The following is a 13,561-nucleotide window of genomic DNA, read 5'->3' as shown; positions in this document are numbered from 1 at the left end:
GGGGGTCTCTCGGGGCGGTTCACACCTGGGTGCGGTGGAAGCTCTGCCAGGAGCGGGACGCCGTCGGGCCACGCTGTCCCTGGTAGCGAGAACCATAGACGCTGGAGCCGTACGGGTGCTCCGACGGCGAGGACAGCCGGAAGAAGCACATCTGGCCGATCTTCATGCCCGGCCACAGCGTGATCGGCAGCGTCGCGACGTTGGACAGCTCGAGGGTCACGTGGCCCGAGAAGCCGGGGTCGACGAACCCCGCGGTCGAGTGCGTGAGCAGCCCGAGGCGACCCAGCGACGACTTGCCCTCGAGGCGCGCCGCGACGTCGTCGGGCAGCGTCACCGCCTCATAGGTCGAGCCGAGCACGAACTCGCCCGGGTGCAGGATGAACGGCTCGTCGCCGGAGACCTCGACGAGGCGGGTCAGCTCGGGCTGGTCCTCGCTCGGGTCGATGAACGGGTACTTGTGGTTGTCGAACAGCCGGAAGTACTTGTCGAGGCGCACGTCGATGCTCGACGGCTGCAGCATCTCGGGCGCGTAGGGGTCGAGCTGGACACGGCCGGCGTCGAGCTCGGCCCTGATGTCGCGGTCGGAGAGCAGCACGGGATCACGCTAGCGGCTCGCCTGCTGGATGTGCTCGGGCGTCTCGCGCCGGCGGGCCGTGCCCGACGACGTCCCGGTCAGTCCCGCAGCGGGCGGCCGCGGGCGTCGCGCGCGTAGGTGCCCGTCCTGGCCGTGAGATAGAGGATGCCCTCGACCAGGCCCCAGATGCCGACGCCGATCGGCACGAAGAACCCGATCCCGAACGTGACGATCGGGACGACGACGGACAGCAGAAGCATCGTGGTCCCGAGACCCGTGTAGCCCAGGTAGAACCGGTGGATGCCGAGGCCGCCGAGGAAGATGCCGAGCAGGCCGGCCGCGAGCCGCGACTTCGCGGTCGGGTCGTAGCCGTAGGGCGGCGGGGGCGAGCCGTATGGCGGGTGGCCGCCGTAAGGAGGCTGGCCGCCGTACGGGGGTTGGGGAGGCTGCTGCCCGTAAGGCGGCGGGGGCTCCTGGCCGTACGGCGGTTGCTGCTGGTCGCTCACGAGGCTCCTGGTGTCCGGACCCGGTTCTGGATTCCGGCGAGGTTCTGGTTATGATCGGGGCGCGCAACGACGCCGGGAGCCTGCGCACGCGAGCCCCGGCAGCGCCGCGCGGGTGTAGTTCAATGGTAGAACATCAGCTTCCCAAGCTGATAGCGCGGGTTCGATTCCCGTCACCCGCTCCACCACGCGAAGGCCCGGACCACGAGGTCCGGGCCTTCGGTGTCTCTCTGCCGGCGCGCTAGCTCGGCGGGCGGGGGCGGGCACCGCGGGTCAGGCCCGGTGCGCCCGCAGCACCATCGCCGGGTAGGGCCCCGCGAGCAGCCGCCCGGAGGCTTGGTCCGCCGGCACCACGTTGTCCATCCGCAGCCGCAGCCCGCCGCCGGGGTCCGCGTCGAGCAGCACCCGCCATCCCCAGTCGCCCGCGTACCGGCCCTCGAGGACGATGCCGCCGTCGGCGTCCTGCCGGCCGGACAGCGTCATGGGCGCCGGCTTCTGGTGCCACGAGTCGCCCCACGTGGCGGTCAGGGGGACGCCGTCGCCGCCGTCGGGGCCGTCGCCGCGGTCCTCGACCGGGCCGACGACGATCAGGCCGTCCTGCGGCCCGTCGTCCGGGTGCTGCCAGTCGTAGGCGACGAGGACCAGGTGCCCGCCCGCGGCCGCGGTCACGACGACGGCGGCCGGGAGCTCGCGGAGCTCGTCGCCCGGCATGAGGCGGAACCCGTTGGTCCCGGTCCAGCGACCGACCAGCTCGGCGGAGTCCATGGTCCGACCCTAGTCACGGTGGCCGCCCCGCGACACGGGTGCCGGCGCGCGGACGGGGACAGGCACGCGATGGCAGAGCAGGCGTCAGCGGAGCAGCGGGCGTCAACGGGAGCAGCAGGAGCAGCCGTCGCCGCACCCACCGTCGCCCGAGGAGTCGTCACAGGCGTCACCGCCGCCGTCCCCGACGAGCCCGGCCACCGGCGTGCAGCAGATGTCCCCGCGCCAGGCCTCCCACCCCTCCCGTGCTGCGAAGCCGGCGATGACGACCGCGGCGACCGGGTCGGCCCACCACCAGCCGAGCACGGCGTCCACCAGCAGGCCGACGAGCAGGACGGCGGACAGGTAGGCGCAGACCAGGGTCTGCCGGGAGTCGGCAACAGCCGTGGCGGACCCGAGCTCGCGCCCGGTGCGGCGCTCGAACCACGAGAGCGCCGGCATCACCAGGAGGCTCAGTGCGGCGAGCGCGATCCCGACCGTCGACCGCTCCGGCTCCGCGCCGCTCGCGAGCGCACGGACGGCGTCGACGGTGACGAACAGGGCGAGCCCGAAGAACGAGCACGCGATGAGCCGCATCGCGGTCCGCTCGCGCGCCTCGGGGTCGCGCCCCGCGAACTGCCACGCGACAGCGGCCGCCGAGAGCACCTCCACGACGGAGTCGAGCCCGAAGCCGACCAGCGCGCTGGACGAGGCGGCACGGCCGGCGGTCAGAGCCACGACCGCCTCGACCGCGTTGTAGGAGATCGTCGCGGCGACGACCCACCGGATCCGGCGCGCCAGGACGCGGCGACGCTCGTCGATCGCCGGCCGGCTCGCCCGCCCTGCCGGCGCCGTCCGTGCCGTCGGTGCCCTCACGCCGGCGCCCCGCAGGTGCAGCCCGGCCCGCAGCAGCCCGGGTCGACCGCGAGGACGAGGCCCAGCAGGTCACCGAGCGCGGCGGCGATCCGCTCGTCGGTGAGCCGGTACCGGACGCGGCGACCGTCGGGCGCCGCCTCGACCAGGCCGCAGCCCCGCAGGCAGGCCAGCTGGTTGGACATGACCTGCCGGGAGACGCCCAGCGCCTCCGCGAGGTCCGAGGGATACGCGGGCGCCTCGCGCAGCGCGAGCAGGACCCGGGCGCGCGTCCCGTCGGACAGCGCGTGCCCGAACCGCGCCAGCGCGGCGGTGTGCGTCAGGGTCGCGCCCTCGGAGAGCAGCTCAGCGGTCATGCATCGACGGTACACCGAGACATGTATCCACGAAACCGTGAACCGCGGCCCGCTACCGGGACGCTCGCACCCGCCGGCGCGGGCGCAACATGTTCCTCTGCACCGGACGGGGGCGGGCAGGGGCGGACGGGGCGGACGGGGGCGGACCGGGGGCGGACGGGCGGGCGCCGCAGGGCACCGCGTCAGCGGGAAGGGCTCACACCCTGCGGCGCGGGCGCAGCCGCACGTCGGGCAGGCGCGGCGCCGGGAGCGGCGGTCCGCCGTAGCCGAGCACCTCGCCGAACCGCAGGGCGTCCGCCCCGGGCACGTACCCGCCGTCGGCCGCGAGCTGCGCCGTCCAGTCCGCCCGGGCGCGGGCGACGTCGTCGTGCGTGCGCCCCACGAAGTTCCACCACATGACGATCTCCTCCTCGAACGGCTCGCCGCCGATGAGGACCACGCGCGCCGGGCCGTCGTTCGAGGCCTGCACGCGCAGCGCCGTGCGGCCCGTGCCGACGTAGCCGAGGGACGACGGCGGCACGACCTCGCCCTCGAGCCGCACCTCGCCGGCGTCCACCAGCAGGCCGTGCTCGAAGCCCGGATCGACGTCGAGGAGCACGTCGCTGCCCGGGTCGAGGTCGATCTGCGCGCCCACCAGGGGGCTGTACGCCGTCGCCGGCGACGTGACGACCCGTCCGCCGAGGCCCAGCGACCCGAGGAAGACCTGCACCCGCGCGCCGAGCGCGAGCACCGTCGGCAGCGAGCCGCGGTGCTCGAACGACGGTGCGTCGTCCAGGTGCGCCGCGGGCAGCGCCGTCCACAGCTGCACGCCGTGCAGGCGCGGGGCCCGGCGGCCCGACGGTGACTCCTCCGAGTGGGAGATCCCCCGGCCGGCGGTCATGAGGTTGAGCTCGCCGGGGCGCACCGTCTCGAGCGAGCCGGTCGAGTCGCGGTGCAGGATCTCCCCCTCGAACAGCCACGAGACGGTCTGCAGACCCGTGTGCGGGTGCGGGGGGACCTGCATCCCGGCGGACCGGGAGACGTCGTCGGGCCCATAGTGGTCGCAGAAGCACCAGGCGCCCACGAGGGAGCGGACGCGCTGCGGGATCGTGCGGCGCACGTCCATCGACCGCGGGCCGCCGAGCGGGACGTCACGGTGGGCGAGGACCTGCACTCCCCCGGCGTCGGGCCCGGCCTCGCAGGTCCGTTCGTCCGGCCGGGTCTCCAGGTTGCTCATGGCGCGAGCGTAGGCCCTGGACCAAGCATCAGCGGGCCCCTCGGGGTCTGAGTCCGAGGGGCCCGCTGCCGACCCCGTGCCCCGGATCGCACGTCCGCGGACCCAGGGGTCTGGACGACGGGGCGCCGTTGTGACGTCACGGCTCGGTGCAAGTGCTGGCGCTCGGGCCCGGGGACCGTCTCACCGCAGTCGTCACCTCTCGTGGTCGTGCTTCCGGGTCCGGCGAGACCTGCGTCGTCACACGCAGTCCCCGGCGGCTGCTGCCGAGGGTGTCGGGCCGTTCTCCGGTCGGTAGACCCCGTGCGTCGCGAGCCCGGCGATGGCGCTCGGGTGGTTCTCGAGGTCGTCTGCCGGTCGCGGCCACGGTGCCGCTAGAGACGTTTGTAGTCCTGCGGTGTGGCCTGTGCAACAGGTTCACGCGATGTAATTCGCGCTGGCTCTCCGCCCAGGACGTTGTCCACAGGCGCAGCCGCGGAACCCCCGCGCCACCCACAGCCATGTGCACAGAATCTGTGGACAACTCCCTCTCCGGCCCGCCGTCGGGCCCCGGCGGAACTAGCACGAGTGCCGGGATTCCGCGCGCCCCGGGGGTGTTTTCGCCCGCCCCGGGATCTCCACAGGGTTGTCCACACCTGTGGCCTGCGCTTTTCCTCGTCGTCCACAGAGCTGTGCGCCGCGCCTGTGGACAACGGTGACGCGTCACCCCCAGAGCAGGCCGACGGACGTCGCCGCGGCGCGCGCCCGCAGACCCTGCGCGCCGTCGTGCCCGACGACGAAGCCGCCGTCCCCCACCACCGTCCCCCCGACGGCCGCACCCAGGGACAGCGCGAGCCGCGCGACGGCCGCTCGCAGCCGCGCCCGCGCGATGACGTGCGTGCCCGACGGCCGCTCCAGCTCCAGCTCGTACGCGTCGACCGGGCGCCACAGGAGCCGGTAGGCGAACGGCCCGTGCTCGCGCCAGTCGAGCGCCTCGAGCGCGCGCGGCAGCGTGGGTGCCCGCTGCATCCACACGTGCAGGTCGCCGTCGTAGGCGGACTCCGCCACGAGCGCGAACCCGGCCGGCCCGCGCTCGACCTGCTCCTCGCTCACGAGGCGGGCGCCCGGCTGCACCTTGCGCAGCAGCGGCAGCGTCTGGCCCGCGCTCAGCGGGTGCGCGCTGTAGAGCGTGAGGTCGACCGAGGACTCCGGGGGCGGGGCGAGGACCTCGCGGGTGCTGGTGACGAGCACGCCGCCGACGTCCCGGGCGACCGCCACCGCCCAGCGCAGCACGCGCAGCTCCTCCCCAAGCGGCGCCCCGGACGCGAAGGCCCGCCCGAGCCCGTCCCGGTCCTCGGGCAGCGGCACCGGGCCGCGCTGCACCGGGACGGCGGGGTGCAGCGCGAAGCCCGACGCGCCGTCGGGCACCCCGAGGAGGCCGCGCTGCTCGGCGGTGACGGGGAACGGACCGACGGCGGTGAACGCCTCCCCGACGCCCAGGACCCCCGGCTCGGCCGGGGCCCGCGCGACGACGCCGCGGAAGCGCGCGCCCGCCAGGCGCGGCACGCGGGCGCTGGCCTCGTCGGCCGAGAGCGGCTCGCGCAGCCACCCGGCGCCCGCGAACCAGGCCCGCGCCCGCTCCGGCAGCGCCGCGCCGGCCGGCACCACCAGGACGTGGTCGTCCGCGTACTCCTCGGGGACCGACCCCGCTGTGCCCGCCATCATGGCCGGACCGTACGGGGCGGACGATTCGGGCGTGTTTCGTCGCGGTGGCGCCGAGGTCAGCGCGGGCCCGCGCCGGTGGGGGTCAGTCGGCGCCGACGTCGTGCAGGTGGTGGACGACGTCGTGCACGAAGTACTGCCCCAGGGTGGCGACCGTGAACTGCGAGCCGTTGGACCGCCGTCCCGTGCGCTCCCACTGGTCCGCCTCCACCGCGTCGAACCGGGCCGCGACCCGGGCGCCGGCGCGCTGCAGCCCCGCCGCGACGTCCTGGGAGTCCTCCTGCGCGTACCCGCCCGCCGCGGCGTCCTGGTCCCAGTCCGCGAAGTCGGGCGCCTCCTGCCCGAGCATCAGCGCCAGGCGCCCGTCGAACACGTCGAACACGTCGCGCACGTGGGCCGCGTACTCGAGCGGCGACCACGTGCTCGGGTCGGGGCGCTCGCGGACGTCGTCGCGGTCCAGCACCGCGACGAACCGCGGGATCGCGGCGTGCACGGCCGCTCCTACGGCGTCGGGCGCCAGGGCGCCGGCGTCGAACCCGCACTCGGGGCAGACGCGCTCGACGACCCAGGTCCAGTCCTTCGTGTCCGGCTCGATCTCGCTCATGCCCGGCAGCATAGGCCGCGCCGCGCCACCGGGTCAGAGCGCGCCGGCCGCCTCGAGCGCCTCCCACTCCTCGTCGCTGAAGATCCGCGAGCGGATCAGGAAGCGGACACCCTCGGGCGCCTCGAGGCTGAAGCCCGCGCCGCGGCCCGGCACCACGTCGATCGTCAGGTGCGTGTGCTTCCAGTACTCGAACTGGTTGCGGCTCATCCACACCGGGACGCTCGCCGTCCCGCCCGGGCGAGCGCCGTCGTCGGGCACCGGGACCCGCAGGTCGCCCAGGTGCACGTCCGCGTCGCCGGTGAGGAACTCCCCCAGCGGGTAGCACATGGGCGAGCTGCCGTCGCAGCAGCCCCCGGACTGGTGGAACATCAGCTCGCCGTGCTCCTCGCGCAGGTGCGCGAGGAGCACGGCGGCCGCATCGGTCACCGCGACCCGCTCGGGGACGGGGTGCGCCTCGGCGGGCCGGTCGACGTCGTCCGACATCCGTGCTCCTTCCTGTCCGCCGAGCACGGGGTCGTCGCCGGGCCAGCCGTGCTGATCGGACGGCGACCCCGTGCTCGCGGGGACGAGGCGGACCGTGCTCGGCCTAGAAGAAGCCCAGCCGGTCGGGCGAGTAGCTGACCAGGAGGTTCTTGGTCTGCTGGTAGTGGTCGAGCATCATCTTGTGGTTCTCGCGGCCGACGCCGGAGCCCTTGTACCCGCCGAACGCCGCCGCCGCGGGGTACGCGTGGTAGCAGTTGGTCCACACCCGGCCCGCCTGGATCTCCCGGCCCGCGCGGTAGGCCGTGTTCGCGTCCCGCGACCAGACGCCGGCGCCCAGGCCGTACAGGGTGTCGTTGGCGATCGTCATCGCGTCGTCGAAGTCGCTGAAGCTCGTGACCGCGACGACGGGGCCGAAGATCTCCTCCTGGAAGACCCGCATGGAGTTCTTCCCCTCGAAGATCGTCGGCGCCACGTAGAAGCCCCCGGCGAGGTCGCCCTCGAGCTCCGCGCGGTGCCCGCCCGTGAGCACCTTCGCGCCCTCGTCCTTGCCGATGTCGAAGTAGCTGAGGATCTTCTCGAGCTGGTCGTTGCTGGCCTGCGCGCCGATCATCGTGTCCGTGTCGAGCGGGTCGCCCTGCACGACCTTCTCGGTCCGGGCGATCGCGTCGCCGAGGAACGAGTCGTAGACCGACTCCTGGATCAGGGCGCGGGACGGGCACGTGCACACCTCGCCCTGGTTCAGGGCGAACATCGTGAACCCCTCGAGCGCCTTGTCGTAGAACGCGTCGTCGGCCCGCGCCACGTCGTCGAAGAAGATGTTCGGCGACTTGCCGCCGAGCTCGAGCGTGACCGGGATGATGTTCTGGCTCGCGTACTGCATGATCAGGCGCCCCGTCGTCGTCTCCCCCGTGAACGCGATCTTCGCGATGCGCGGGCTGGAGGCGAGGGGCTTGCCGGCCTCGACGCCGAAGCCGTTGACCACGTTGAGCACGCCGGGCGGCAGGAGGTCCCCGATCAGGTCCATGAGGAAGAGGATCGACGCGGGCGTCTGCTCGGCCGGCTTGAGCACCACGCAGTTGCCCGCCGCGAGCGCCGGGGCGAGCTTCCACGTCGCCATGAGGATCGGGAAGTTCCACGGGATGATCTGCCCGACGACGCCCAGCGGCTCCTGGAAGTGGTAGGCGACCGTGTCCCCGTCGATCTCCGAGATCGAGCCCTCCTGCGCGCGGATCGCGCCGGCGAAGTAGCGGAAGTGGTCGATCGCCAGCGGGATGTCGGCGGCGAGGGTCTCGCGCACCGGCTTGCCGTTCTCCCAGCACTCGGCGACCGCGATCTCCTCCAGGTGCGCCTCCATCCGGTCGGCGATCTTGTTGAGGATGTTCGAGCGCTCCGTCACCGACGTCTTGCCCCAGGTCCGCGCGGCGCCGTGCGCGGCGTCCAGGGCGCGGTCGATGTCCTCGGCGGTGCCGCGGGCGACCTCGGTGAAGGTCTGGCCCGTGACCGGGCTCGGGTTCTCGAAGTACTGCCCCTTCGCGGGGGCGACGTACTCGCCGCCGATCCAGTGGTCGTAGCGGGCCTTGTACTCGACGATGCTGCCGGGGGTCCCCGGCCGGGCGTAGACGGTCATGCTGCCTGCCTCCTCGCGTGCGCACGGCGCCTCGGTGCGCCGTCCTGCCCGGACGGTAGGACGCGAAGGGTTGCAGTCCCGTTGCAGGGTTCGGCGGGACGGTGCTCGGCTCAGCCCAGCGCGCGGTCGAGCAGCGCGACGCGCGCGAGCGCCCGGGTCCGGGCCGGGGTCCCCGGGGCCACGAGGGCGGCGAGGTGGCGCCACCCCTGCAGGTCGTCCGCGCCCTCGTCGCTCGCGAGCCAGCGCTCCGCGGACGCGGCGTCGGGCGACGCGAGCACGGCCCCGCGCAGCTCCGCGCGGAGCTCGGCCCGCAGCGCCTCGACGCCGGGGGCGAAGGAGCGTGGCAGCACCGGCCCCGCGTACGCGGCCAGCGCCCCGGCGAGGTCGCCCGCGGCGAGCCGGTCCCGCACGACTCCCACGTCCGTCGCCAGCGGCCGGGCGAGCCGGTAGGGCCGCGACCCACCGAGCAGGTCGCCGACGACGCGGCGCAGCCGCGAGACCTCCGCCCGCACGGCGACCTCGCTCAGCGCGCCGGGGTGCAGCAGCACCGCGAGCTCGTCGGCGGACAGCCCGCGGCGGTGCTCGGCGAGGAGCAGCAGGATCTCGGCGTGCCGCGGGCCGAGCCGCCGCGAGACGCCCGGCCCGAGGTGCAGCGCGCTGCGCCCCAGCACCTCCAGCCACGTGCCGGTGCCCGACGACGTCCCGTCGGCCGGGCGCGCCGCCCGGCCCCCGTCGTCGGTCACCGCGCCCCGCGCGGCCCGCGCGGCGAGCTCCGCCTCGACCGCGGCCACCGACGCGCGCACGAGCGACATCACCACGCCGGACCCCGCGCTCCCGCCGCCGGTCACGTCCAGCACGCCGAGCACCCGGCCCGAGGCGTCCCGGATCGGCGCGGCCGCGCAGCTGAGGTCCTGGACGGGCCGCGTCCAGTGCTCGGCCCCGAGCACCTGGACCGGGCGGCGCGTCGCCAGCGCCGTGCCGGGGGCGTTCGTCCCGACCCGCTCCTCGCGCCACACGGCGCCCTCGACGAACCCGACCCGCCCCACGGCGTCGCGCACCCCGTGGTTCCCCTCGACCCACAGGAGCCGACCGGCGTCGTCCATCACCGCGACGACCAGCCCGTCCGCGACCGCGGCGTCCAGCAGGAGCTCGCGGACCACGGGCATCACGGGGGCGAGCGCGTGCCCGGCCCGGTAGGCGGCGAGGTCGGCGTCGTCGATCGACACGTCCACGCCGACGACGTCGGGGTCGACCCCGCTGCGGGCGCTGCGCCGCCACGAGGCGGCCACGAAGGGGCGCAGCCCGGGAGGGACGGCGCCGGTGGTCACGAAGGACTCGTGCGCGGCGCGCAGGCGCCGTTCGTCCCGCGCCCGCGGGTCGGGGGACATCGCCGTGCTGCGCATCGTCGCGCCTCCGGGCTGCTCGGGCGCCGCTGACCGCGGGCGCCGGACACCTCGAGTGTAGGACGCCGGCCATGCGCCCGAAACACGCTCCCGCGTACGGTAGGAACGTGACGAACCCACCTCTCGCGATCCGCGAGCACACGGTCGAGAGCTTCACCCGAGAGTTCCTCCGCGAGCTCAACTTCGGACAGGGCGTGGACCTCACGCGCGCGTCCGTGAACGACAAGTACCTCGCCCTCGCGCGCACCGTGCGCCACTACCTGATGACCCGCTGGCTCGAGACGCTGCGCCACCAGGAGGAGGCCCAGGAGAAGGCCGTCGCCTACCTCTCGGCGGAGTTCCTGCTCGGGCGCCAGCTCGAGAACAACCTGCTCGCCGCCGACCTCGACGACCTCGCGTCCGAGAGCCTCGCGTCGCTGGGCATCGAGATCGACGAGCTGCGCGAGGTGGAGGTCGAGCCGGGGCTCGGCAACGGCGGCCTCGGCCGGCTCGCGGCGTGCTTCATCGACTCGCTCGCGACGCTCGGCGTCCCGTCCATCGGGTACGGGATCCGCTACGAGTACGGGATCTTCCGCCAGACGTTCGTCGACGGGCGCCAGGTCGAGCAGCCGGACAACTGGCTCGCGCTCGGCTCGCCCTGGGAGTTCCCCCACCCCGAGTCGGCCGTCACCGTCGGGTTCGGCGGGCACACCGAGCGGACGCGGGACGACGACGGGACCGAGCGCTCGCGCTGGGTGCCGGACTGGTCCGTGGAGGGCCTGCCCTACAACTACATGGTTCCCGGGTACCTCAACGGCCGCGTCAACACGCTGCGCCTGTGGAGCGCGCGCGCGAGCAACGCGTTCGACCTGCAGATCTTCAACTCGGGCGACTACACGGAGTCGGTGCGGGCCCAGACGTTCGCCGAGAACATCTCCAAGGTGCTCTACCCGGAGGACTCCACCCCGCAGGGCAAGGAGCTGCGGCTGCAGCAGCAGTACTTCTTCGTCGCGTGCTCGCTGCACGACTTCATCGACTACGTCCTGCCCGAGGGGTTCGACCTGCACCGCCTGCCGGAGCGCATCACGTTCCAGCTCAACGACACCCACCCCGTCATCGCGGTGCCCGAGCTCATGCGGATCCTCGTCGACGAGCGCGGCTGGGACTGGGACGACGCCTGGTCCGTGACGACGCGCGTCTTCAACTACACGTGCCACACGCTGCTGCCGGAGGCGCTGGAGGTCTGGCCGGTCTCGCTGCTCGGCCGCCTGCTGCCGCGCCACCTCGAGATCATCTACCGGATCAACGAGGAGTTCCTGGTCCGGGTGCGCGAGGCGTTCCCCGGGGACGAGCTGCGCGTGCGCCGCATGTCGATCATCGCCGAGCACCCGGAGCGCGCCGTGCGGATGGCGCACCTCGCGACCGTGGGCGGCTCGCACGTCAACGGGGTCGCGGCGCTGCACTCGCAGCTGCTGCGGGACAAGGTGCTGCACGACTTCGCGGAGCTCGAGCCCGAGAAGTTCACGAACGTCACCAACGGCATCACCCCGCGCCGGTTCGTCCGGCTCGCCAACCCGGGCCTGTCCGGCCTGGTCACCGAGGCGATCGGCGACGGCTGGATCACCGACCTCGACCGCCTGCGCGAGCTCGAGCCCCTGGCCGACGACGCGGGGTTCCGCGAGCGCTTCCGTCAGGTCAAGGCCGCCAACAAGAAGGTCCTCGTCGACACGCTCGCCGCGCGCGACGGCATCGTCGTCGACCCGGAGACGATGGTCGACGCGATGGTCAAGCGGCTGCACGAGTACAAGCGCCAGATGCTCAAGGTGCTGCACGTCGTCTCGCTCTACGAGCAGGTGCGCTCCGGCCGGCTCGCGGTCGAGGACGTCACGCCGCGCACGTTCGTCTTCGGCGCGAAGGCGGCTCCGGGATACCGGATGGCGAAGGAGATCATCGCGCTGATCAACGCCGTCGGGCGCACCGTGAACGTCGACCCGGCCCTCGAGGGGCGGCTCACGGTCGCCTTCCCGGCGAACTACAACGTGACGCTCGCCGAGCGCCTCATCCCCGCGGCGGACCTCTCGGAGCAGATCTCCCTGGCGGGCAAGGAGGCCTCGGGCACCGGCAACATGAAGTTCGCGCTGAACGGAGCGCTGACGATCGGGACGGACGACGGCGCGAACGTCGAGATCCGCGAGCTCGTGGGCGACGACAACTTCTTCCTGTTCGGGCTCTCCGAGCCCGAGGTCGAGGACGTCGTCTCCGCAGGCTACGAGCCGACGTCGTACTACGAGTCCGACGCGGACCTGCGGCGCGCGCTGGACCTCATCGCCTCGGGGGCCTTCTCGGGTGGCGACCACCAGGAGTTCGAGCCGGTCGTGTCGAGCCTGCTGGGCGAGGACCGGTTCCTCGTGCTCGCGGACTTCCGCTCGTACATGCAGGCGCAGGCGCGGGTCGACGTCGCGTACGCCGACCCGGACGCATGGTCGCGGGCCGCCGTGCTCAACGTCGCGCGCAGCGGTTTCTTCTCCTCCGACCGGTCGATGCGCGAGTACCTGGAACGGATCTGGCACGCCCGCGCGGTGCCGCTGGGCTGAGCGAGGTCCGTCCCCGCCGAGCCCCGGCCGTCCGATGTTCTGACGGTCGGGGCTTAGCATGTCAGCATGCCCAAGATCATCGGAGGGTCCCTCCACGAGCACCGGGAGCAGACGCGGCGCAGGCTGTTCGACGCCCTCGCGACCTTGATGGCGGAGCGCGGGTTCGACGCCATCTCCCTCGCGGACATCGCCGGCACCGCCGGCGTGGGGCGCACGGCCGTCTACAACCACTTCTCCGACAAGGAGGACCTGCTCCTCGGGTTCATCACCCACGAGACCGAGCAGTACCTGCGCCGGCTCGAGGAGTCGCTCGCCGGCGTCACCGACCCGGTCGAGCAGCTGCACACCTACATCCGCCAGCAGGCCGGCCTGACGCCGGTGTTCCACCTGGCGCCCGGGCCGGACCTGCGCCAGGTCCTCTCCCGCGACGCGCGCAGCCGGCTGCGTGAGCACGCGGCGACGGTCGAGGAGGTGCTGCGGCGCATCATCACCGCGGGGATCACCGTGCGGGAGCTCCCGCCGCAGGACGTCCAGGTCACCGTGGGCCTCGTCAACGCGTGCCTCTCGGGACGCCGCGCGTCGGACGACCCGGAGGAGCGCGAACGGACGCTCGCGGCGACGGAGTCGTTCGTGCTCCGGGCGGTGGGCGCGGCGGTCCCGCCCGGCGCGGGGTCCCCGGTCCGCCGAGACGTGGGACACCCCCCCCGGGCTGGGGGATGGGGGGGGGGGGGGGGGCGGCGCCGGGGGGGGGGGGGGGGGGGGGGGGGGGGGGGCGCGGGGGGGCCCCCCCCCCCCCCCCCGCGCCCCGCGCCCCCCCCCCCCCCCCGCCCCCCCCCCCCCCCCCCCCCCCGCGCGCGCCCCCCCCCCCCCCCGCCGCCCCCCCCCCCCCCCCCCGCCCCGGCCCCCCCCG

Annotated in this window: 12 protein-coding genes, 1 tRNA gene and 1 pseudogene; 3 read left to right on the top strand and 11 right to left on the bottom strand. The window is 74.1% G+C overall.

What is annotated here, in order from left to right; genetic code table 11:
- Positions 1-19: 19 nt before the first annotated feature.
- Entirely contained in the window at positions 20-595 is a 576-nt protein-coding gene (gene dcd / locus EDF32_RS06345; protein WP_123307712.1) for a dCTP deaminase, read from the bottom strand.
- A gap of 77 nt (positions 596-672) precedes the next feature.
- The gene (locus tag EDF32_RS06340; RefSeq protein ID WP_123307711.1) at positions 673-1,080 is read right to left on the bottom strand and encodes an NINE protein; all 408 of its coding nucleotides are present in this window, start codon (positions 1,078-1,080) and stop codon (positions 673-675) included.
- Between the two features lie 108 nt (positions 1,081-1,188).
- On the opposite strand from EDF32_RS06340, the gene EDF32_RS06335 reads away from it, so the two are divergent.
- A tRNA-Gly gene (locus EDF32_RS06335) sits at positions 1,189-1,262 on the top strand.
- 88 nt (positions 1,263-1,350) lie between these two features.
- On the opposite strand, the gene EDF32_RS06330 is transcribed toward EDF32_RS06335, so the two are convergent.
- The 9 genes from EDF32_RS06330 to EDF32_RS06290 all read right to left on the bottom strand — a co-directional run bounded on the left by EDF32_RS06330 (position 1,351) and on the right by EDF32_RS06290 (position 10,078).
- A complete protein-coding gene (locus tag EDF32_RS06330; protein ID WP_123307710.1) occupies positions 1,351-1,842 on the bottom strand; it encodes a hypothetical protein in 492 nt (163 codons plus the stop codon).
- A 102-nt stretch (positions 1,843-1,944) separates the two neighbouring features.
- Positions 1,945-2,694, bottom strand: a complete 750-nt coding sequence (locus EDF32_RS06325; protein WP_199734843.1) for a cation diffusion facilitator family transporter — start codon at positions 2,692-2,694, stop codon at positions 1,945-1,947.
- Positions 2,691-3,047 carry a helix-turn-helix transcriptional regulator gene (locus EDF32_RS06320; protein ID WP_123307708.1) on the bottom strand — a complete coding sequence of 119 codons (357 nt, stop codon included), beginning with the start codon at positions 3,045-3,047 and terminating at the stop codon, positions 2,691-2,693. The genes EDF32_RS06325 and EDF32_RS06320 overlap by 4 nt, the downstream gene beginning before the upstream one ends.
- Before the next feature lie 196 nt (positions 3,048-3,243).
- Positions 3,244-4,263, bottom strand: a complete 1,020-nt coding sequence (locus tag EDF32_RS06315; protein ID WP_123307707.1) for a pirin family protein — start codon at positions 4,261-4,263, stop codon at positions 3,244-3,246.
- A 699-nt stretch (positions 4,264-4,962) separates the two neighbouring features.
- Entirely contained in the window at positions 4,963-5,964 is a 1,002-nt protein-coding gene (locus EDF32_RS06310; protein ID WP_123307706.1) for a hypothetical protein, read from the bottom strand.
- An 82-nt stretch (positions 5,965-6,046) separates the two neighbouring features.
- On the bottom strand, positions 6,047-6,565 hold the full coding sequence (locus EDF32_RS06305; RefSeq protein WP_233565763.1) for a DinB family protein: 519 nt from the start codon (positions 6,563-6,565) through the stop codon (positions 6,047-6,049).
- Between the two features lie 33 nt (positions 6,566-6,598).
- Entirely contained in the window at positions 6,599-7,048 is a 450-nt protein-coding gene (locus tag EDF32_RS06300; RefSeq protein ID WP_123307704.1) for a DUF779 domain-containing protein, read from the bottom strand.
- A 103-nt stretch (positions 7,049-7,151) separates the two neighbouring features.
- On the bottom strand, positions 7,152-8,675 hold the full coding sequence (adh, locus tag EDF32_RS06295) for an aldehyde dehydrogenase (protein ID WP_123307703.1): 1,524 nt from the start codon (positions 8,673-8,675) through the stop codon (positions 7,152-7,154).
- Between the two features lie 110 nt (positions 8,676-8,785).
- Complete coding sequence (locus EDF32_RS06290; RefSeq protein WP_233565762.1) at positions 8,786-10,078, bottom strand: helix-turn-helix domain-containing protein; 1,293 nt, start codon at positions 10,076-10,078, stop codon at positions 8,786-8,788.
- Between the two features lie 71 nt (positions 10,079-10,149).
- Here EDF32_RS06290 and EDF32_RS06285 point away from each other — a divergent pair, with 71 nt between their 5' ends.
- Together EDF32_RS06285 and EDF32_RS06280 are read left to right on the top strand one after the other, a co-directional pair.
- Positions 10,150-12,651, top strand: coding sequence for a glycogen/starch/alpha-glucan phosphorylase (locus EDF32_RS06285; protein ID WP_123307701.1), 2,502 nt, complete (start codon positions 10,150-10,152; stop codon positions 12,649-12,651).
- Positions 12,652-12,717: 66 nt separating this feature from the next.
- A pseudogene (locus EDF32_RS06280) lies at positions 12,718-13,308 on the top strand (TetR/AcrR family transcriptional regulator); the annotation flags it as partial.
- Between the last annotated feature and the right edge of the window lie 253 nt (positions 13,309-13,561).

Source organism: Cellulomonas sp. PhB143 (genome assembly GCF_003752595.1).
Taxonomy (GTDB): Bacteria; Actinomycetota; Actinomycetes; order Actinomycetales; family Cellulomonadaceae; genus Paraoerskovia.
The sequence above is the reverse complement of the archived record's forward strand: the minus strand, read 5'-3'. Positions and strand labels throughout refer to the sequence as shown.